This window comes from Robinsoniella sp. RHS, assembly GCF_001029355.1.
Lineage (GTDB): Bacteria > Bacillota > Clostridia > Lachnospirales > Lachnospiraceae > Robinsoniella > Robinsoniella peoriensis.
Window position 1 is genome coordinate 1 of the sequence record NZ_JNGB01000027.1, and the last position, 20,635, is coordinate 20,635.

The following is a 20,635-nucleotide window of genomic DNA, read 5'->3' on the forward strand; positions in this document are numbered from 1 at the left end:
AGATTTCACCTCAAATTTGTAACCGATGCCCCAGACGGTGGAAATCGCCCAGTTTGCATGGTCCTTAATTTTTTCACGAAGGCGCTTAATATGTACGTCTACGGTTCGGGTATCGCCGATATATTCATAGCCCCAGATATGATCCAGAAGCTGTTCTCTGGTAAACACCTGATTTGGGGAAGAAGCCAGGAAGTATAATAATTCCAGTTCTTTCGGCGGCATATCAACGGTTTCCCCCATATAGACAACGGAATAATTGGTCTGATTGATCACCAGATCCTGGTACTCCACGTATTTTCCAGCTGGCTTTGCAGCTGCAGGTTTCTCCGGCTGGAAGCGGCGGAGTACCGCTTTTACCCGGGCTACCAGTTCTTTGGAATCAAAGGGCTTAATCATATAATCATCTGCACCTAATTCTAAACCTAAAACTTTATCAAAGATTTCTCCTTTTGCGGAAAGCATAATAATTGGAACGGAAGATTTCTGCCTGATTTCACGGCAGACCTGATAGCCATCCATACCCGGAAGCATCAGATCCAGCAGGATCAGGTTTGGTTGAAATTGGTCAAATTCTTTAATAGCCTCTTCCCCGTCATATACCATTTTTGTATCAAAACATTCTTTTGTTAAATACAGAGATATAAGTTCTGCAATGTTAGCATCATCATCTACGATCATGATTTTCTGTCTTGTCACCATAATGACCTCCTTAAATGTGGAATAAATGTAAGTGAATATCCCATTCTACTACTTCTTAAATTCTACGATAGTAACTCCGGAATCACCTTCACCAAATTCACCAAGGCGGTAAGAAGCTACGATTTTTGAACGCTTCAGATAATTGTGCACCGCTTTACGAAGTGCGCCGGTACCTTTACCGTGTACAACGCGTACAGAAGGCATGTGTGCCAGGTAAGCGTCATCCAGATATTTGTCCAGTTCGGCAAGGGCTTCGTCAGAGGTCTTGCCAAGCAGGTTGATTTCAATGCCCACAGATGCAGATTTGGACATCTTTATCTTGCCGCTGCTGGATCTGCTCATGTTCGGGGCGGTAATAACCGGTTCATCAATGCGTTCCAGGTCACTTACATTTACCTGGGAGCGCAGAATACCCATTTGTACAAACAGATCACCTTTCGCGTTGGGCAGGGTACTTACGGTTCCCCGCAGATTCAGACTCAGTACTTTTACACTGTCGCCTACGCGAAGTTCTTTCGGCTTGATTGCTTTCACTGCTTTTTTTTCTGTCTTCATAGCCAGATTCTTTTCTACGGAAGACATTTTTTCACGCAGACGGCTGCGTTCCTGTTCCATTTGTTTGGAAGAAATCCCGGCTTTGCCGAATTTGTTGAAATTCTTAATAGTAGTGTCTGCATATTCTTTTGCTTCACGGAGAATCTGGTGGGCCTGTTCATTTGCTTCTCTTAAAATCTTATCTTTGCTGGTATTCAGTTTTACCTGCTTTTCTTCCAGTTTTTCTTTTAAGGTCTGAATTTCCTGCTTATAGCGGTTGATTTCATCCCGTTCCTGTTCAATGGTTACACGGCTGTTTTCCAGATCCGTAATCAGGTCTTCGAAACTCTCATCCTGCTCACTTAAATGTCCTTTTGCTTCCTCAATGATCTCCTGGGGCAGTCCGAGCTTACCAGATATGGCAAAAGCGTTACTTTTGCCGGGAATGCCGATTAAGAGACGATAAGTAGGGCGGAGGGTCTCTACGTTGAATTCGCAGCAGCCGTTTTCCACCCCGGGGGTTGTAAGGGCATATACTTTCAGTTCACTGTAATGAGTCGTGGCCATTGTCCGGATGCCCTGACGGTGCAGATTGCTCAGAATGGCAATTGCAAGAGCGGCGCCTTCCGTAGGGTCAGTTCCTGCCCCTAATTCATCAAACAGTACAAGGGATTTATCTGTTGCATGTTCCAAAATAGAAACGATATTAGTCATATGGGAAGAGAAGGTACTAAGGCTTTGCTCAATACTCTGCTCATCTCCGATATCTGCATATACCTCTTCAAATACAGCCAGTTCCGAGCGGTCAAATGCCGGAATATGCAGGCCTGCCTGTCCCATCAGGGTAAACAGACCTACCGTTTTTAAGGAAACAGTTTTACCACCGGTATTCGGACCGGTAATAATCAGCAGTTCAAATTTCTGGCCAAGCTGGATATCAATTGGCACCACCTTCTTTTTGTCCAGTAACGGATGGCGGCCTTTTTTGATATTAATATATCCCCGTTCATTGAAAATCGGTTCGCTTCCGTTATAAGATTTAGCCAGCAGGGCACGGGCAAAAATAAAGTCTAATTTTGTCAGCAATGCCAGGTCGTCTTCCAAAGCCTCCATTTCCTCAGCTGCCTGTGAACTCAACGTAGAAAGGATAACTTCAATTTCTTTTTCTTCCTTTAATTCAAGTTCCCGAATGTCATTGTTCAGCTTCACTACAGCCATAGGTTCCACGAATAAAGTGGAGCCGGTAGAAGACTGGTCATGGATCATACCAGGTACCTGACCCCGGTATTCTGCCTTTACGGGAATGCAGTAACGTCCATTTCTCATAGTAATAACCGCATCCTGTAAATAAGTACGGACTGAGCCATTTACCATAGAAGAAAGCTGGGAATGGATCTTGTCATTCGTCTGCTTCATCTGGCGTCTGATGTGATGCAGGGCAGGGCTGGCATCATCGCTGATCTCCGTTTCTGATGGGATACAGCGTCTGATTTCCGTAGAAAGCGGAGTCAGCGGCTGCAATGCCTCGAACATCTCATCCAGACAGTCCGGTTCGTCATTGTCAGTCTCACCGCGGGAATAGGATTTCACGCGGCTGCAGGTCTCAAGCAGTTTACAGATACGAAGTAATTCTTCCATACTAAGGATACTTCCAATATCAAGGCGCTTTAAAGAACCCCGTATATCCGTTACCCCGGAAAAGGAAACGCTGCCCTTTTGATAAATGCGTAAAAGGGCGTCTCTGGTTTCGTGCTGCATTCTGCCAATTTCTTCTATATCAGAGGAAGGAAGAAGATTCTTACACTGTTCTTTTCCAAGAAGGGAACCTGCAAATTCCGTAAGCTGATCTATGATTTTGTAATACTCTAATGTCTTTAATGCTTTTTGATTCATAAATTCACCTGTTTATCTTTTATTTTATAGTTAGAGCGTGGGGATTGGTGCAGTGGTTTTTCAGACACGCTCTGGTAAGCCTGCTTCTATCATACCCCATAAACGGACAATTGAAAACCTAAATTTTTCTAAAATTCATAGATTGTTCATATGTGTTTGATAGAATTAGGACATTACTGTGGGGATATGTGTTTTACTGTGAGAAGGAGAGTACTTTTATGTCGCAACAAGGAAAAAAGGATTTTACTTTTATCAATGAGCATATTAAGACAAAGCCATTTTATAAGAAGAAATGGTTTCTGAAGACGGGAGCGGCTGTAGGACTTGCAGTTGTGTTTGGCGCTGTAGCCGGATTGACATTTGCAATCATCACACCTTGGGCTAAACAGAAATTTGGTGAGCCCCAGACCCCGACACAGATCGTAATTGCGCAAGAAGAAGAAACGGATAAGCCAGCGGAGAAACCGACCGAAAAACCGACAGAAAAACCGACCGACGCAGCGGTGACGGAAAAAGAGAGCGAGATCATACCGCAGACAGTTATAGAAGAAAAGGCACTGAATCTGTCCGATTATAAGAAACTTTACAGTCAGATGTATTCCGTTGCCAGAGAAGCACAAAGAGCTGTGGTCACAGTGACGGGAAGCAGCAGCAATGTAGACCTGTTCAATGAACCTTCCGAAAATAATGTGGAGGCATCCGGACTGATTGTGGCTGCAAATGGCGCTTATATGTACGTGCTGACAGAGTCTGCCGTAATAGAAAGTGCAGAACGTTTACGGGTAACATTTCCAGATGCGACAACTGTGGATGCGGACTTGCAGAAACAGGATCCCACTACCGATATGGCGCTGGTGAGGCTTCCGATCAGCAAGATTCCGGAAGAAACGAAGAATCTGATCGATACCTCAGCATTAGCGAGTTCCTGCTCGGTTGCGCAGGGAGCTCCTGTAATAGCCATTGGCAGTCCCCTGGGCTATACAGAATCCATTGCTTTTGGAATGGTCACATCCATATTACCAACTTCGGTAGAGGACAGGGAATATAACATGATCAATACCGATATCATTGGAAGCAGCGAAGGCAGTGGTATTCTTGTCAATCTGGACGGTAAAATAGTAGGAGTCATCACCAGGGATTTTTCAAATCAAGCGGAACAGTCCACAGTAACCGGTGTATCGATTTCCGAAATACGGCAGATGATTGAGAATATGACCAATAACGTAGAAATGGCTTATATGGGCATTATCGGAAAAGAAGTTACGGAGAGCATCCAAAAGGAATCCCATATCCCGGAAGGTGTCTATGTAAAAGAAATAGCCGCAGATTCTCCCGCAATGTATGCCGGTATACAAAAAGCAGATATACTGATATCCATTAATGGGGAAAAAATCACGAATATGAAACAGTACAGCGACCAGCTTGGTAAATTAAAGCCGGAGGAGATCGCCCATGTACTGCTGATGCGCCAGGGAATGGATGGAAATTACGCAGAAATTCCCGCTGACGTGACACTTGGAAATGCACAGTAGATTCCTGAGGTTATTTGTGGTATAATCGTGGACGGCGAATATAAATAATATACAGTTTGGAAAGGTAAGAGAAAAAAGATTATGAAATACATTGAAATGCTGCATGAGAGTGAACGTGTAGGAGATATCTATTTATGCAAATATAAACAATCCGCGGTTACTAAAAACGGAAAAACATATGAAAACGTAGTTCTTCAGGACAAAACAGGCACAATCGATGCGAAGATCTGGGATCCTAATTCCCAGGGAATCGATGATTTCGATGCCATGGATTACATAGATGTAGTAGGAGACGTAACCAGCTTCCAGGGAACTCTGCAGTTGAACATAAAACGTGTAAGAAAAGCACAGGTTGGCGAATATGAACCAGCTGATTATCTTCCGGTGAGCTCCAGGGATATTGAAGAAATGTACAAAGAGCTTCTGAGTCTGATTGGACAGATCCAAAACCCATATCTCAAAGAGCTTACAGACAGCTTTTTTGTAGAAAATGAAAGTTTTATCAAAGCATTTAAATTCCATTCGGCTGCGAAATCCGTACATCATGGATTTGTCGGAGGATTATTAGAACATACACTTGGTGTACTGAACCTCTGCGCAGACTATGTACGTCAGTATCCGTTTTTGAATAAAGATCTGCTGTTTACCTCAGCAGTATTCCATGATATCGGAAAAATGCGTGAATTATCTGCATTTCCGGAGAATGATTACACAGATGACGGACAGCTTCTGGGACACATATTCATCGGTGCGGAATTACTGGGCAGCAGTATCCGGAAAATACCAAACTTCCCGGCAAAACTGGCAAGCGAATTAAGACACTGCATCCTTGCACACCATGGAGAACTGGAATACGGTTCCCCGAAAAAACCGGCACTGGCAGAAGCGGTGGCACTTAATCTGGCGGATAATACGGATGCGAAGATGGAGACCATGAAGGAGATTATCATGGGTGCCGGGGATAACTCGGATTGGCTTGGGTACAACCGGTTGTTTGAATCTAATATTCGGAAGACCAGTATTTAATGGAGAGATAGATGTTATTTAAAAGATATGATGCAGCAAAATAGTTAGAAAGTGTATAGCAGGCAGCCCGGTCGGTGCCTGCTATATTTGCAATTGTAATTTACATCAGGCAGATGAAAGGGAAATTATTTTAATGAAAAAGAATGGTCGAGCAGAAGTTATTTCAATGAAGAAGAATGATTTAGTAAAAGTAAAAATAGAAGATATTGGTATGGATGGAGAAGGAATCGGCAAGGTAGACGGATATACGCTGTTTGTCAAAGATGCTGTGATAGGAGATGTGATCGAGGCAAAAATCACGAAAGCCAAGAAAAATTATGGCTACGCAAGAATGCTAACTATTAAAGAGCCGTCCCCATACCGCATAGAAGCAAAATGTCCGGTTGCCAGGCAATGCGGTGGCTGCCAGATTCAGGAAATGTCCTACGAACAACAGCTCAAATTCAAAGAAAATAAAATCCGCAACAATCTGATCCGAATCGGGAAGTTTGAAAATCCACCCATGGAGCCTATCATAGGAATGAAAGAACCGTTTTATTACCGGAACAAAGCCCAGTTCCCCATCGGAACAGATAAAGACGGCAATATTATCGCAGGCTTTTATGCAGGAAGAACCCATAATATTATTCCCAATCGAAAGTGCTTCCTCGGCGTTGACATCAACGAAACCATATTAGATAAAGTCATTGATTATATGACCGAAAACAAAGTTTCTTCTTACGATGAAGCTACCGGAAAAGGGCTGGTGCGCCATGTTCTGATCCGTTATGGTTTTCGGACAAAAGAGATTATGGTCTGCATCATTGTAAATGGGAAGTCTCTGCCAAATCAGGAGGAACTGATCAAAAGCCTCTGCGAACTTGATGGAATGACCAGCATAACCCTGAATGTAAATCGGGAGAAAACAAATGTAATTCTTGGAAGAGAGATTGTAGAATTGTGGGGAAAAGGATATATTGAAGATTATATCGGTGATGTGAAGTATCAGATTTCTCCGCTGTCTTTTTATCAGGTAAATCCGGCACAGACGGAGAAACTTTATGGCACTGCGCTTGAATATGCAGGACTTACCGGGAATGAGACGGTGTGGGATCTTTATTGTGGAATCGGGACCATATCGTTGTTCCTGGCTCAGAGGGCAAAGCAGGTTTATGGGGTGGAAATCGTGCCGGAGGCGATAGAGGATGCCAGGAGGAATGCGCAGTTAAATGGAATTGAGAATGCGGAGTTTTATGTGGGAAAATCGGAAGAGGTATTGCCGAAGAAGCTGGCTGAGGGGAATGTGAAAGCTGATGTGATTGTGGTTGATCCGCCCAGGAAAGGGTGTGAGGAAGCTTTGCTGAAGGCTATCCTGGAGATGGGGGTTCAAAAGGTGGTGTATGTGAGTTGTGATAGTGCTACGCTAGCCAGGGATCTTAGGTATCTCTGTGATGGGGGGTATGAGGTTAAGAGAGTGCGGGGGGTGGATATGTTTGGGAATACTGGGCATGTGGAAACTGTGGCACTTCTCATGCAGAAAGCTTATTCTAAGAGCATTTGCGATACTATTTGATGGAAATTAATAAACTATGATATGTAAATAACTTTTAAAGGAGTAATATCATGATTGGGGAAAATAAAGATATATTAATAGACAAGCTGGGGTTTTCATCAAATACGTTTAACGTATTAAAGAAATATAATATTAGTAATTTAGGTGAATTGATGCAGCTTTCAATAGAAGAGATACTAGGTATAGATTCTATTGATAAATATGTTGCTGTAGAAATATTAGATGTTATAAAAAAATCTATTCTTGGGGAAATAGAAACTGATTTAAACCTGGAAGCAGAAATAAATGATGTTATCTTAGAAAAGAACGTTAATTTCAATAAACATAACAATACTACTCAGGAGAAGAAAATCAAGGTTCTTCATTATCTGGATGAAACAACAATTTCGGAAGATGTTCATGATACTTTATTTTACGACTCAAATGGTTTTATTATGAACGATATTGACGTGAATGATATGAGGATGTCTGCAAGAGCTACGGGAGCTTTATTAAGAAATAAATATATGACGGCAAAGTCTATCGTGAACACAGATTATAAAGATTTTTTGGAAGTAAAAGGAATGGGGGCTGGCACCAGAGAAGAAATTTTAAATAAACTTAAAGAAATTATCTGTATTCAATATAAGGCGGATGAACATAGTCAGCTCATTGATCTGTATTCCAATAGAATTAAAGAAGATATAAAAATAAATTGTCCGGATCTTGATGATGCGATATATAGTAACCAGGTAAAGGTCATTGTATATAAGAATAGGGATTTACTGGAATCTGATATAGAAATGGTATGGGGAAATAGGAATTTATTAAATAAAATATTCTCAGATGTTTCAATTTTTAAGCTGTTTGAAAACCATATTTGCTCTTTGCTTCAGGATACTGCGATAGTACCAATGGATTCATTAAAGAAGATGCTGCCTGTTGGACTGTGTTCATCTGATATTTTTATGGAAATAATTGAGAAACTTAAAGCCCAAGATAAGGTGGATTATACAGATGATGGATTGCAATATCATCTTTTAACAGTTCAGGATTATACGGATCGGATGGAGGAAGGAAATCAAAAAACAGCTTTAATGTGTCGATTAAAGGGTATGACTCTGGAAGAGACCGGCAGCATTATAGGGATAACTAGAGAAAGAGTAAGACAGATTACAAAAAAGGCAATTGAGAATATGCCGAAGCTTAGAGAAGATGACTTTAAATATTGGTTCGAAAATTATGACATTACGAAGGAAGAGTTTAAGAACATATTTAGTTTGTCAGAAGAATCGTTTAACTATCTTAAAGGAACTTATAAAAAAGGTTCTAAGGGGTTAGAAGAATTACTAAATGATGAGCATATTTCAGGTACAATTGCACAAAAGGCAGTAAAAGAAATGTATAAATACTGTGTGGTAATCGGTGGAGAATATATCCCAATAAAAAGAGAAGCTATAATAAGGAAGTTACTTGAAATAAATTATAGTGATCAGGAGTGTACTATTTCAGAATATTATCAGCTATATATGGATTTTCTGAAAATGAATGGATTAGAGAATGTTGAGCGGCTGTTATATCCCACAGAAAGAGCCTTTGAGGCAAGGATGGATGATCAATGCTATGTTCTTAGCAAATACGGACACCGGATTAGATATTATAATATGCAGGAATATGATCTTGACAGGTTGTTTGCAGAATTAGGTTTTGATTCATTTCAAAACATGGAGATTTCTACACTGAAACTGTTTAATGTTTATCCTGAATTAATGGAAGAATTCAATATTATGGATGAGTATGAATTACATAATATTATAAAGAAAAATATTGATAAATTGCCGATAAACTTATCATTAGGAAGGATGCCATTTATTTCCATTGGAGAATCAGACAGAGAACAGCAGACCGTAGAATTTTTATACAGAGTTGCACCGATTGAGTTTTATGCTTTTGGTAAGGCATATGAGGAAGAATTTGGTGTCAAAAGCGAAACAGCATTGGCTAACTTTACACCTTTTATCAATAAATATTACAATAACGGTATGTTTTCTGTGGACTATAAGATTATGTCAGATGCTGAATATAAAATAATGGGGAATAAACTTATAAAAGACTTTTATTTTATCGAAGATATTGAAAATATCTACATGGAAACATTCCCAAAAGGAGATAAGGAAAAAGTAAATCCATATACACTAAAAACTATGGGATTTCAGGTGTATATTGATTATGTTATAAAAAATACTTATCCGAATGGAGAGGAGTATTTTAAAGCACTTTTACTTAAGGATGAGATTACGGATCTTGACATGTTTGACAGACGTATTAAGTATAATCAAAATTTTGCAGGTGTTCTGGAGGGCATGCGCATTAATTGTGATATTTTGGAATTTGAAAAAAATAAGTATTTGACTTATGGAAGTTTTAGTGAAAAGGCACCGGATATATCGCAAGAAGATTTAAAACAATATGCATTTGATGCGGCACAATATGATAACGAAGAGTTTTTTTCAATAAAATCTATCAGAAAAAACGGATTTACAAGTAAATTGGATAAGCTTGGTTATGACGATTGGTTTTATGGAGCCTTATTGCGCGGGAATAAGGAGATTCGTTATAGTAAAGTAGGCGGTGGTTTCCTTTTTAGTCACATAGGAAGGCAGTTTACGCGTGCTGATTTCTTTTTGTTTATCATGAAAAAGTTGAAGAAAATAGACATAATGGAGTTTATTGAATTTATACAGGAGGAATATGGATTAAACTTTGACAGATATGATATCACTCCGATTATAGGTCAATCAAGTATGTACTATGATTCTAAGCGGGAAAAGATTTATATGAACAAAGAAGTATACTATGATGATATTTAGTATGAAAGTTTTACTTTTACAAAGGTATTCACTTTTCCGGCAGGATACGCATCGTTTTGCACAGCTATTTTCCGTATTTCCAACCCCATAAAACTCATCCATGTATAAATTGACAACACATTTCAATAAATGCTATAATTACCCCAAATACATAAATTTCCATTCTACATTAATTAGAAAAAAGGGGAAGTAAATTATGAGAAAGAAAAAATTACTGGCATTTGCAATGATTTTAATCGTGATGTTCAATTTAGTGTCCTGCGGAAATACCAGTGCCGGAGGCAAAACAGATCAGGTGAATACAGATCAAACGGGTCAGGAGAATGCAGTTCAGAAGAAAGCAGGTGCATTCCCAGGCACCACGGATGAAGATACCGTCGTGTTAGACATTACCACAGAACCTGTTGAGATGAACTCCATCCTTGTGTGTGATGCGGTTGCCATGAGTATATTGTCACACTGCATGTCTGGTATTGCCAGACTGGATAGAAATGACGAGCCGGTGGCTGACTTGGCAGAAAAGTGGGACATCAGTGCAGATAATACGAAATATGTTATTTACTTAAAGCAGAATGCAAAGTGGTCCAATGGTGAACCGGTTACCGCAAAGGATTTTTATTTTGCATGGGTAACCCAGATGAAGCCGGATACAGGTGCATTCATGGCTTCGTTTTTATATGAGAATATTAAAAACGGAGAAGCTTTTTATAATGGGCAGGCAGATGAATCGGAACTGGGAATTAAGGTGAGAGATGATTATACATTGGAGATTGAATGGTCACATCCTATGACGGATGGCCTGTTCCTTTTAGCACTGCCCATGTATTTTCCGATGAATCAAAAGGCTTATGAAGAAATTGGTGCTGCGGAATATGGAAAAGATGCGGATAAGATGGTTACGAACGGGGCGTACAGGCTGACGGAATGGACCCATGATGACCATATGATGCTGGAAAAGTGGGATGATTATTACAATGCTTCTGATATCAGGATTCCTAAGGTCAAGCTGGCTATGATCGGCGATACGAATACCCGGCTGAATGCTTTTACAACCGGAGAAATTGATCTGTGCAATATTTACAGTGAGCAGATTGCACAGGTGAAAGATAAAGATGAAAAAGCAATTCATACCTATATTGACGGAGGAACGTGGTATCTCGGATTTAATATGGAGAATGAGTATCTGGTTAATGAAAATATTCGGAAAGCGCTGGCTTATTCCATTGATACACAGAGTCTTCTTGATAATGTGATTGCAGACGGGTCTGTTGCAGCAGATGGTCTCGTGCCGGAGATGATTGCAGGTGCCGGAGAGAAAAGCTATGCCAGTGCACGTGGCAGCCTGTTCGCATATGATTTGGAAAATGCAAAAAAATATATGGAACTTGCTCTGGAGGAATTGAAAATAGCAGCCGCAGATATAAAGCTGACACTGGATGTTGTGGATACGTCTTACAGCCAGAATCAGGCGGCATATATCCAGCAGCAGTGGAAGACAAATCTTGGTATTGATGTGACGATTAATGCCCAGGCATGGAAAGCACTTCAGGAAGCGAAAGAAAATGGAGATTTTAATATAAGCATTGAGGCAAACGGGCCGACTGAGAATACTGCAATGACATTTTTGGAATACTTCGCCAGTGATAATGTCAATAACATGGGGAAATACTCCAATCCTGAGTATGACAGGCTTTTGGCAGATGCAGATGAGCAAGGTGATGCAGGCAAAAAACAGGAACTGATGATTCAGGCAGAGAAGTTATTGTTAGATGATATGGCGATGGGGCCGCTGTATTTTACCTGTACTACATATGCAGTGTCAGACAAAGTGGAGGGTCTGGTACGTACGCCGTTCCAGTATTTCAACGTGTGTGACGGTGCGTCTATTAATGCCCGGTAAGGCAGAGAGCAGAGGTGAAAATTTTGCGCTTTCAAGCTCAATATGTGGTAAAAAGGATCATATATGCTTTTTTTACAGTACTGGTATTGACAACCATAACATTTTTATTAATGCATATGCTTCCCGGGAATCCGTTCTCGGGAAATAAAGCAATCAGACCGGCTATCCAGGCCGCCCTTACGGCAAAGTACGGGCTGGACAAGCCGGTCTTTGAACAATATTTTATTTATATTGGGAATGTATGCAGGGGAGACCTTGGCAGTTCTCTTGTAAGCGGCAGACAGGTCACCGATATTATCGGCGGTGCATTTCCGGTGTCCCTGGAACTTGGAATCCGTTCCCTGATCTTTGCGGTTCTGATTGGCTTATTACTGGGGATCATGGCAGCGGTTAAACGAGGGAAAGCCTGGGATACCGGAATTATGATCATAGCATTACTGGGTGTGTCGGTCCCTTCTTTTATTTTGGGAGCTCTACTGCAGTATTTTCTTGGGGTTAAGCTGTATCAGATTACCGGTATGCATGTATTCGACATCATTGGGTGGAAAGGAGAAAGCAGTAAGTTACTGCCCTCTTTTTCGCTGGCATTTGGTACGATTGCAATTATCAGCCGGCTTATGCGTTCCAGTATGCTGGAAGTACTGGAAAAGGATTATATTACGACAGCAAGAATGAAGGGGCTTAGTAAAAAGCAAATTATTTTCAGCCATTGCCTCCGAAATGCTGTTATGCCTGTAATAACAGTACTTGGTCCCATGACCGCGGTATTGCTTACTGGAACTTTTGCGGTTGAAAATGTTTTTGCAATCCCGGGACTTGGAAAGTATTTTGTCGATTCTGTTCGGGCAAATGATTATCCGGTTATTGTGGGTACAACTTTATTTTTTGGTATTTTCCTGGTACTTTGTAATTTGGTTGTAGATGTCATTCATAGTCTCGTAGATCCGAGAATCAGGCTGGGAGGTGTTGAAATTGAAGGATGAAAATGGCAGGATACCGGCTAAGTATTTTGAGCGGGTAGCGAAGAATGAACCGAAGCAGAAAGAGAATGCCATACATACTGTTCCAAGCTATGGTAAGGAAACATTTCAGCTTTTCCTGAGCAGCCCGTCAACTGGTTTTTTTCTGATTCTCCTTCTGGCAATGATCCTGGGAGCGGTACTGATTCCTTTTCTGAGTCCGTTTGATTATGCGGCACAGAATGTCGCTTTTGCGAATCAGTCATTTTTCAGCAGAGATCCGGTCAATGGATTGATTCATATATTTGGTACAGACCATTTAGGACGTGATATATTCGTTAGGCTCTGGTATGGTGCAAGAATTTCGCTGACTGTGGCAGGTGCCGTGGCATTGATTGACTGTGTTGTGGGGGTTACATACGGCAGTATCTCGGGATATATGGGAGGAGCAGCTGACAATATAATGATGCGTCTTCTGGAGGTAGTCAGCGGTATACCTTATATGGTAATTGTCCTGCTTTTGATGGCAGTTCTGCCAAGAGGAATCGGTTCCTTGATTCTTGCGTATTCCCTTGTTGGATGGACAGGTATGGCTAGACTTGTAAGAGGTCAGGTGTTATCGCTGAAAAATCAGGAATTTGTGGTGGCAGCAAAAATAATGGGAGCCAGTGCAGGACGGATTATTTTTATACATCTGCTCCCAAATATGTTTGGAATTATTATTGTTAATGCTACTCTGGATATACCTGGGATTATTTTTACCGAAGCGTTTTTATCTATGCTCGGAATGGGAGTTGCACCGCCTTATCCCTCTCTGGGGGTCATGGCAAATGAAGGCATCGGTGTATTTCAGACATATCCGATGCAGTTAGCAGTGCCTGGAATATACATCTGTCTGCTTATGCTGGCATTCAATCTTCTGGGTGACAGATTACAGGATATTCTGGATCCTAAGATAAGGAGACATATTACACATGGACGAAGTGCTGAAAATAAAAGAGCTGAGAGTGTCATTTAAACAGCGTTATGGGAATCTGGATGCTGTACGGGGGGTATCTTTGTCGGTTAGAAAAGGAGAAATTCTGGCGCTGGTAGGAGAAAGCGGATGTGGAAAGAGTGTGACAGCAAAATCTGTTTTAAAACTCAATGATGTATCAGGGGGGGATATGACAGCAGAAGAGCTCTGGCTTGGTGGAAGAGATATTCTTGCTGCTTCTGAGAGAGAGATGCTTGAAATACGAGGGAAGCTGGCAGGCATGATTTTTCAGGATCCGCTTACATATCTGAATCCAACAATGAAGGTTGGAAAACAGGTGACAGAAACTCTGCGCAGACATGGAAAAAAAACGTCTGCTGAGTGTAAGTCAGAAGCGGTTCGGCTGCTGGAAATGGTACAGATACCGGAAGCATCCCTGCGTGCAGAGCAGTATCCACATCAGTTTTCAGGAGGAATGCGTCAGAGAGCCATGATTGCCATGGCTTTGGCATGCAGTCCGGTATTGCTGATTGCAGATGAACCAACAACGGCACTTGATCCCACCATTCAAATGCAGATTCTGGCTCTACTGAAAAAAATGCAGACAGAGCTGCATACGTCTGTATTAATGATAACCCATGATCTGAGCGTCGTAGCAAATGTTGCGGATAAAGTTGCGGTTATGTATGCAGGTAAAATTGTGGAGGAAAGTGATGTTGGAAGGTTGTTTGAAAAACCGGCACATCCCTATACACGCGGCCTAATTGAGAGTTTGCCAAACCTGGAAAAGGATAAGGAACTCCGTGCAATTAATGGAGCCCCGCCGGATCTTGACAAGCTGCCGCAAGGGTGTTCCTTTGCGCCGCGCTGTGAAGCTTGTATGAAGATTTGTCATCTGGCGGATCCGCCTGAAATTGAAATAGAGGATGGACACAGGACATCTTGCTGGCTTTATCACCGGGATAACCCAGAAGGAGGATATTCATAATGGAACCATTACTTCAGTTAGAACATGTCTCCAAGGGCTTTACGATAAATGACAAACGAAGAGTTCAGGCACTGCAGGATGTGAATCTGAAGATTAATAAAGGGGAAACACTGGGTATTGTTGGAGAATCAGGCTGTGGTAAATCTACACTTGCCAGAGTCATAATGGGTGTTTATCCAAAGGTAGAAGGAAACCTGTACTTCCATGGAGAAAAACTTGATTTAAAGCGGAGAAAACACCGGCTTGCATTTGCAAACAAAGTTCAGATGGTCTTTCAGGATCCATATTCGTCCCTGAATCCCCGGATGACGGTGGGAGATATTGTTGCTGAAAACCTGGTCATTCAGAACAGATTAACGAAAAAAGAGAGAGAAACCAGGGTCTTTGAACTTCTGAAATCAGTGGGGCTGCAGACAGCTCATGCCGGACGCTTCCCCAATGAATTTTCCGGCGGACAGAGACAGCGTATCGGAATTGCACGTGCATTGGCATTGGAGCCTGAGCTGCTGATATGCGATGAACCGATTGCCGCATTAGATGTGTCTATTCAGAGCCAGATTATGAATCTGCTGAAACGTTTGGGCAAAGAGATCGGATTAACCTATGTTTTTATTGCTCATGATATGAATATGGTACATTATATATCTGACCGCGTGGCTGTTATGTATCTGGGACACATAATGGAGATTGGAAGAACAAAAGAAATATATAGAACCCCGCAGCATCCTTATACCAGACTTTTGCTGGAGTCGGTATTGACAGTAGATTCCCGGGAGCAGCTCATAAGGGGCAAGCGCACGGAGGCAGATGATATGTCTTTAGCTGCCGGGTCAATCAAAGGGTGTCCCTTTGCAGGGCGCTGTAAGCGGACAAAGGAACGTTGTATGAATGAAAAACCTGCATTAAAGGAGATCTCCGGCGGCCATCTGGCTGCTTGTCACTATACAGAACAAAATCACTAAAAGAGGCCATTGAATGACAGAATATTTAAATCACGGCATGAGAAAGATCATGTCCCGAATTTTGGAAATTCGTTATACGGATTTGGAAGAAGAAAAGAGGCTGTGCCAGGAACTTCTGGACTGGTCAGAAAAATGTAATGATTCCTATGGTAAAGCATTTGCACTGACATACCTGGGGGATTACTATATTGCGGTTTATGATGAAGAGAATGCGGGAAAGTGCCTGCAGGGAGCGCAAAGTCTGATCCTGGAAAATCATAACTGGGACGATCTTCATCTGCGGGTATATAGTCTGTTCGGGATCTATCATGATATGCGTGGTGATGAAGAAAACTCCATAGAATATTACCTGAAAGCAATTACAGTGGCAGAGCGGCTGAATGATGCGGCAGGAGAATGTGTGGTATTGAACAACCTGGCATTTGCATTTCAGCGTCATCGATGTTATGAACAGGCACTGAATTATTATTTGAAAGCATATCGGCTGCAGTCAGTATTAGAGGAAAGCCCGGTCTTACTCTCAATACTGGGCAATCTGTCTGAAGTGTTTTTACTTATGAATCAATATGCGGATGCCAGAAAATTTATTGAAGAGTATGACCAGACAGGATCGGATTCCCGGCAGAAGAAGGTACTGGGATATAAGAATTGGTGCCTCTACTATGCTGCGGTAGGTGAAAATGAAAAAGCATTTGAATATGCAGACCTTTTACTCCGGAGCCAGGAAGTTATAAATGAAGACATGCTGTCGGCATTCGAGACTTATCACACCCTGACACAAAAAATGATGGATTTGAATAATGCCCATTATGCAAAACATTTTCTAAAGGCTATGCAGGATAACTGCGTTGAAGCTGGAGTGGATCAGATGCAGGCTCTTGAGGAAACAACGATCCGCTATGAGTTTTTGTTCGAGCCGGTTTCAAAACACACAGAGGTATATCACAGGTTTTATGAGAAAAATGAGGGGTTTCGGGCGAAGGTAAATAATGTGATTGTAAATGCTATGAAATCAAAGATTCATCTGGACCAATTGGTACAGCAGAAGGAAATTATGCAGTCGGAACAGGAAACCTTAGAGCGGGAAGTGAATGTGGATGAATTAACGGGTGTATATAGCCGCAGGTATTTAGAATCCTTGATGCGGGACCGAACCAGTGAAAATGCCCGGCAAAACATGGGGATTATTATTCTGGACGTAGATTATTTTAAAGAATATAATGATTATTACGGACATTTAAAAGGAGATCTCGTTCTCCAGGATATTGCCCGCTGCCTTATAGAAAACAGACAAACCGGAATTTCTTCATGCCGCTATGGGGGAGATGAATTTGTATGTGTTTGTGAAGGATTAGCGGTGGTGGAGATAGAAAATTTTATTAAATGTGTCAGGGACAGCCTGCATTCTAAGGCTCTGCCACATGAAAAGTCTCCCTGCAGCAATGAAGTGACCCTTTCTATTGGCTATGCGGCAGGTGAAGACAAAGCGCAGGTAGAAATGCATTTATTGTTTCAGCTTGCAGACCAGGCGCTCTATCAGAGTAAGCGTTCCGGCCGCAACACATATTCCAGAAAAAGAGTAGATTTATTATGAGCAGAAAAAAGAAATTAGATTCTTATGAAACGAAATTGATGGAGAGAATTCTGGAGGTTCGATTTACGGATCTGGAAGAAGAACGGAAGCTTTGTAAAAGGTTACTGGATGTGTCAGAAGCGGAGCAGTACACCTATGGCTGTGCGTTTGCAAATGTATATTTAGTGGACTGCCACCTGGCATTGGGAGAGTATTCCAGCTGTGGTTTTTTTCTCCTGCGGGCAAGTACATTATGCAAAGATTATGGTTTTGATGACTTGATGCTGGTGCTGTGTAACTGCGCCGGGCTCTATTATCAGAAGCTGAATGATGACCAGACGGCGCTGTCTTACTTTTTAGACGGTAAAAAACTGGCAGATAAGCTGGGAGATATCAGTATGGCAGGAAAGCTGTATAATAATATCGGATATTCCTTTGCCTGCAGAGAAGACTGGGAAACAGCCAGGACATATTTTGAATTGGCATATACGAACATTGAGCACAATCTGGAGGAGGAGAATATTGGGGCTGCGGTCTGTTATCTGACTAATTTAGCGGAAGTATGCGGACATCTGGGAGATGCTGACGGTGCCAGACAGGCTCTTGTAAAATGTGAAAAACTGTGTGATGACAGTGTGTATAGCCGTATCCGGTTAGGGTGCAGCTGGTGTGCTTACTATGCTATGACAGGAGACCGGGAGAAATGTGCTGAGAAAGCTGACAGATTAATGGGAGACGACTTACTGAATGTGGAAGACCAGTTTTTTGTCTGTGATATGGCAGAAGGTATGTGTGCAAACATGCTGGAAATTGGTGACAGGGAACGCTGTAAGAAATTGCTGGATATTATACAGAAATTCGAATATGATGTATCGCTGTCATTATTGTATCGCATTCAGATCCTTAAAATAAAATATTACCAGCAGTACCAGGAAGAAGATGAGCTGGGACAGGCATATCAGGATTATTATATAATTGTCAGGAAGATTACAGCGATTGAAGATGAGATGCGTTCACAAAGTATGCTTTCAAGGATTCAGATCCATCAGGCAGCGATGGAGCATGAACATATGATTCAGCAAAGAAAGGCGCTGGAAAATGCCAGTCAGCTTGATGAACTAACCGGATTGTATAACCGGAGGTCGTTTAATAAACTGGTAACTAAGATGACACACAGAGAGAATCTGAAGACCCTGGGTTATATCATGCTGGATGTGGATTATTTTAAACAGTATAATGACTACTATGGTCATTTCCAGGGAGATGTGGTTTTACGTAAAGTAGCCCAGATTTTGTCCCATAATGTTATGGAAGGAATCTATATCAGCCGTTACGGAGGAGATGAATTCGTCTGTCTGTGTGTAGATATGGATGATCAGGAAGTAAAAGCGTATATTGAACAGGTAACTGCAGGGCTTAAACAGGAGAAGATTCATCATGAGAAACATCCGGGTTCTGATATCCTGACGGTATCGATCGGATACTGTAATGAGACTTTCTGCGACGGAATAGATCCTGATAAACTGCTGAATCTGGCGGATCAGGCACTATATACAGTGAAAGCCCATGGAAGAAATGGCTGTGCCGGAAAGAAATACCAACTTGATAAGAATGATTAATGATAAGGCAGGAAAGTTAAGAAGAAATTAATCTGGCACCAACTTTAACCAGCCTGCATATAATGGCAGGAGGGTGAAATTATGACCAATACATGCCAGTTAAGTAATAATACAAAAGCTTATGTAGAACAATATCACTGCATTTTAGAAAATATGATTCAGAAGATGTCTGGGGTGAAACTTACGGAGAGCATTTCAGGAAGTTTCATAACCCAGATGATTCCCCATCACTGTGCCGCCATTGCCATGTCTGAAAATCTGCTGAGGTATACAACGAATATTCCATTACAAAACATAGCAATGAATATTATCATATCCCAGCAGAAAAGCATTGAAAATATGAAAGCGGTATATCCGGAATGTCAATGCTGTATGAATGAACCGGAAGAACTCAGCTGTTATAAACAAAACAATGATTACATCATACAGAATATGTTTTATGAGATGAAGGCAGCGTCCACCGACAATAATATTGACGCTAATTTTATGCGTGAAATGATACCGCACCACAAAGGGGCTGTCTACATGTCAGAGAATGCACTGCAATTCCCTATTTGCGCTTCATTGGTACCCTTATTGGATGCCATCGTTACATCCCAAAAAGAGGGGATCAGGAAAATGCAGAATCTGCTCCGCCTGGAAATAAATTGTAGATAAAATAAAAAGGATTTTGCCGGAAAGTGAGAACGATCCGGCAAAATCTTTTTTGTAAAGCAAGATTAAAAGATTCTGTTATAGCAGCAAAAGAAGCCTAATATTTTGATAGACGGTTTTTTGAAAATATAGTAAACTAAATTCAAAAAGAGATCGGAGAAAAGTGAAAATGATCTGATAAAAAGTACAATGTGAAGAAAGGAAAATAGAATTATGTGTAAGGAATGTTACAGTGATAAGATCAGAATAACTCCTTTACTGAATCCTATGGAGTGCCTGCAAAATCATACACAATATATCTGTGGAACTTGCGGACGATGCATTTGCATTGAGCATGATGAAAAAAGAGGTGTGCAAAGGTGGAATTTTCCATTCAAATCTTTAGAGATAGCAAAGTTATATTTAAGAACGGCAGATTATACAATGAAAAAGTCCTGTGGAGTTTATGAAATAAAAAGCAGTAAAGGGCGTATATCATATAAAATATTTGTAGATATAGAAGGTCTGCATTTGTTTTTGAGGAAAAATAAAGATAAAATATGTGAAAAAATGGCTCCGGTTTACAGTGCTGGAGCATATAGGGAATATCCGGATACCAAGGTAAGAAAATTAACATTGCAAGAGATAGAAAGATATATGTTTGAGCGTTAAATTGAATCTGGCTGACTGCTCCACTTTGTGGAGCTTTTTTAATTGTATCTTTTTGTAAAATCAGGAAAGGAAGTCGACACATAACAATCCATATGTTATCATAATAATAATGCAAGCAAGCGAAACGGAGGTATCCATGAGGAAGGAAGATATATGCAGCAGGGCAAGTCTATTGATACAACAGTTGATGGAGAGTTATATTTCCGGGGATCAGATGAAGATTGAAAAGATGTTTGAATATCTTTCCCCTGATATACTGGTGATTGGA

The 20,635-nt window shown here is 41.2% G+C and carries 15 protein-coding genes; 13 read left to right on the top strand and 2 right to left on the bottom strand.

Translation table 11 applies throughout. The features are described 5' to 3' along the window. Positions 1 to 699, bottom strand: a 699-nt coding sequence (locus RHS_RS13705; protein ID WP_027293282.1) for a response regulator transcription factor, incomplete at its 3' end; no start/stop codon positions are given. 48 nt (positions 700 to 747) lie between these two features. After that, positions 748 to 3,126, bottom strand: a complete 2,379-nt coding sequence (locus RHS_RS13710) for an endonuclease MutS2 (protein WP_044293226.1) — start codon at positions 3,124 to 3,126, stop codon at positions 748 to 750. Positions 3,127 to 3,344: 218 nt separating this feature from the next. Between RHS_RS13710 and RHS_RS13715 the strand changes: the two genes are divergently transcribed. From RHS_RS13715 to RHS_RS13775, 13 genes are all read left to right on the top strand, one after another. Next, positions 3,345 to 4,658: a S1C family serine protease gene (locus tag RHS_RS13715; RefSeq protein ID WP_044289250.1), complete on the top strand. Its 1,314-nt coding sequence runs from the start codon at positions 3,345 to 3,347 to the stop codon at positions 4,656 to 4,658. Positions 4,659 to 4,739: 81 nt separating this feature from the next. Continuing rightward, positions 4,740 to 5,684, top strand: a complete 945-nt coding sequence (locus RHS_RS13720; protein ID WP_044293225.1) for a 3'-5' exoribonuclease YhaM family protein — start codon at positions 4,740 to 4,742, stop codon at positions 5,682 to 5,684. 166 nt (positions 5,685 to 5,850) lie between these two features. Next, positions 5,851 to 7,236, top strand: a complete 1,386-nt coding sequence (gene rlmD / locus RHS_RS13725) for a 23S rRNA (uracil(1939)-C(5))-methyltransferase RlmD (RefSeq protein WP_047833519.1) — start codon at positions 5,851 to 5,853, stop codon at positions 7,234 to 7,236. A gap of 50 nt (positions 7,237 to 7,286) precedes the next feature. After that, the gene (locus RHS_RS13730; RefSeq protein WP_047833511.1) at positions 7,287 to 10,085 is read left to right on the top strand and encodes a DNA-directed RNA polymerase subunit alpha C-terminal domain-containing protein; all 2,799 of its coding nucleotides are present in this window, start codon (positions 7,287 to 7,289) and stop codon (positions 10,083 to 10,085) included. 196 nt (positions 10,086 to 10,281) lie between these two features. Next, the gene (locus RHS_RS13735; protein ID WP_047833512.1) at positions 10,282 to 11,985 is read left to right on the top strand and encodes a peptide ABC transporter substrate-binding protein; all 1,704 of its coding nucleotides are present in this window, start codon (positions 10,282 to 10,284) and stop codon (positions 11,983 to 11,985) included. A 23-nt stretch (positions 11,986 to 12,008) separates the two neighbouring features. Next, positions 12,009 to 12,968, top strand: coding sequence for an ABC transporter permease (locus RHS_RS13740; RefSeq protein WP_044289848.1), 960 nt, complete (start codon positions 12,009 to 12,011; stop codon positions 12,966 to 12,968). Beyond that, positions 12,958 to 13,962 (top strand): ABC transporter permease subunit, encoded by a 1,005-nt coding sequence (locus RHS_RS13745; RefSeq protein ID WP_047833513.1) that lies wholly within the window; start codon positions 12,958 to 12,960, stop codon positions 13,960 to 13,962. The genes RHS_RS13740 and RHS_RS13745 overlap by 11 nt, the downstream gene beginning before the upstream one ends. Then, positions 13,919 to 14,908, top strand: a complete 990-nt coding sequence (locus RHS_RS13750) for an ABC transporter ATP-binding protein (RefSeq protein WP_027293296.1) — start codon at positions 13,919 to 13,921, stop codon at positions 14,906 to 14,908. Before RHS_RS13745 ends, RHS_RS13750 begins: the two co-directional genes overlap by 44 nt. Continuing rightward, positions 14,908 to 15,870 carry an ABC transporter ATP-binding protein gene (locus RHS_RS13755; protein ID WP_047833514.1) on the top strand — a complete coding sequence of 321 codons (963 nt, stop codon included), beginning with the start codon at positions 14,908 to 14,910 and terminating at the stop codon, positions 15,868 to 15,870. Before RHS_RS13750 ends, RHS_RS13755 begins: the two co-directional genes overlap by 1 nt. 13 nt (positions 15,871 to 15,883) lie before the next feature. Then, complete coding sequence (locus RHS_RS13760) at positions 15,884 to 17,464, top strand: tetratricopeptide repeat-containing diguanylate cyclase (protein ID WP_047833515.1); 1,581 nt, start codon at positions 15,884 to 15,886, stop codon at positions 17,462 to 17,464. Then, the gene (locus RHS_RS13765; RefSeq protein ID WP_047833516.1) at positions 17,461 to 19,062 is read left to right on the top strand and encodes a GGDEF domain-containing protein; all 1,602 of its coding nucleotides are present in this window, start codon (positions 17,461 to 17,463) and stop codon (positions 19,060 to 19,062) included. Before RHS_RS13760 ends, RHS_RS13765 begins: the two co-directional genes overlap by 4 nt. An 81-nt stretch (positions 19,063 to 19,143) precedes the next feature. Continuing rightward, entirely contained in the window at positions 19,144 to 19,719 is a 576-nt protein-coding gene (locus RHS_RS13770) for a DUF305 domain-containing protein (protein ID WP_047833517.1), read from the top strand. Positions 19,720 to 19,929: 210 nt separating this feature from the next. Then, positions 19,930 to 20,367 (top strand): hypothetical protein, encoded by a 438-nt coding sequence (locus tag RHS_RS13775; protein ID WP_047833518.1) that lies wholly within the window; start codon positions 19,930 to 19,932, stop codon positions 20,365 to 20,367. The last annotated feature ends 268 nt before the right edge of the window (positions 20,368 to 20,635 follow it).

Coding starts and splice junctions, on each gene's coding strand:
- RHS_RS13710 (WP_044293226.1), bottom strand. CDS start 3,126: ATGAATCAAAAAGCATTAAAGACATTAGAGTATTACAAAATCATAGAT.
- RHS_RS13715 (WP_044289250.1), top strand. CDS start 3,345: ATGTCGCAACAAGGAAAAAAGGATTTTACTTTTATCAATGAGCATATT.
- RHS_RS13720 (WP_044293225.1), top strand. CDS start 4,740: ATGAAATACATTGAAATGCTGCATGAGAGTGAACGTGTAGGAGATATC.
- rlmD (WP_047833519.1), top strand. CDS start 5,851: ATGAAGAAGAATGATTTAGTAAAAGTAAAAATAGAAGATATTGGTATG.
- RHS_RS13730 (WP_047833511.1), top strand. CDS start 7,287: ATGATTGGGGAAAATAAAGATATATTAATAGACAAGCTGGGGTTTTCA.
- RHS_RS13735 (WP_047833512.1), top strand. CDS start 10,282: ATGAGAAAGAAAAAATTACTGGCATTTGCAATGATTTTAATCGTGATG.
- RHS_RS13750 (WP_027293296.1), top strand. CDS start 13,919: ATGGACGAAGTGCTGAAAATAAAAGAGCTGAGAGTGTCATTTAAACAG.
- RHS_RS13755 (WP_047833514.1), top strand. CDS start 14,908: ATGGAACCATTACTTCAGTTAGAACATGTCTCCAAGGGCTTTACGATA.
- RHS_RS13760 (WP_047833515.1), top strand. CDS start 15,884: ATGACAGAATATTTAAATCACGGCATGAGAAAGATCATGTCCCGAATT.
- RHS_RS13765 (WP_047833516.1), top strand. CDS start 17,461: ATGAGCAGAAAAAAGAAATTAGATTCTTATGAAACGAAATTGATGGAG.
- RHS_RS13770 (WP_047833517.1), top strand. CDS start 19,144: ATGACCAATACATGCCAGTTAAGTAATAATACAAAAGCTTATGTAGAA.
- RHS_RS13775 (WP_047833518.1), top strand. CDS start 19,930: ATGTGTAAGGAATGTTACAGTGATAAGATCAGAATAACTCCTTTACTG.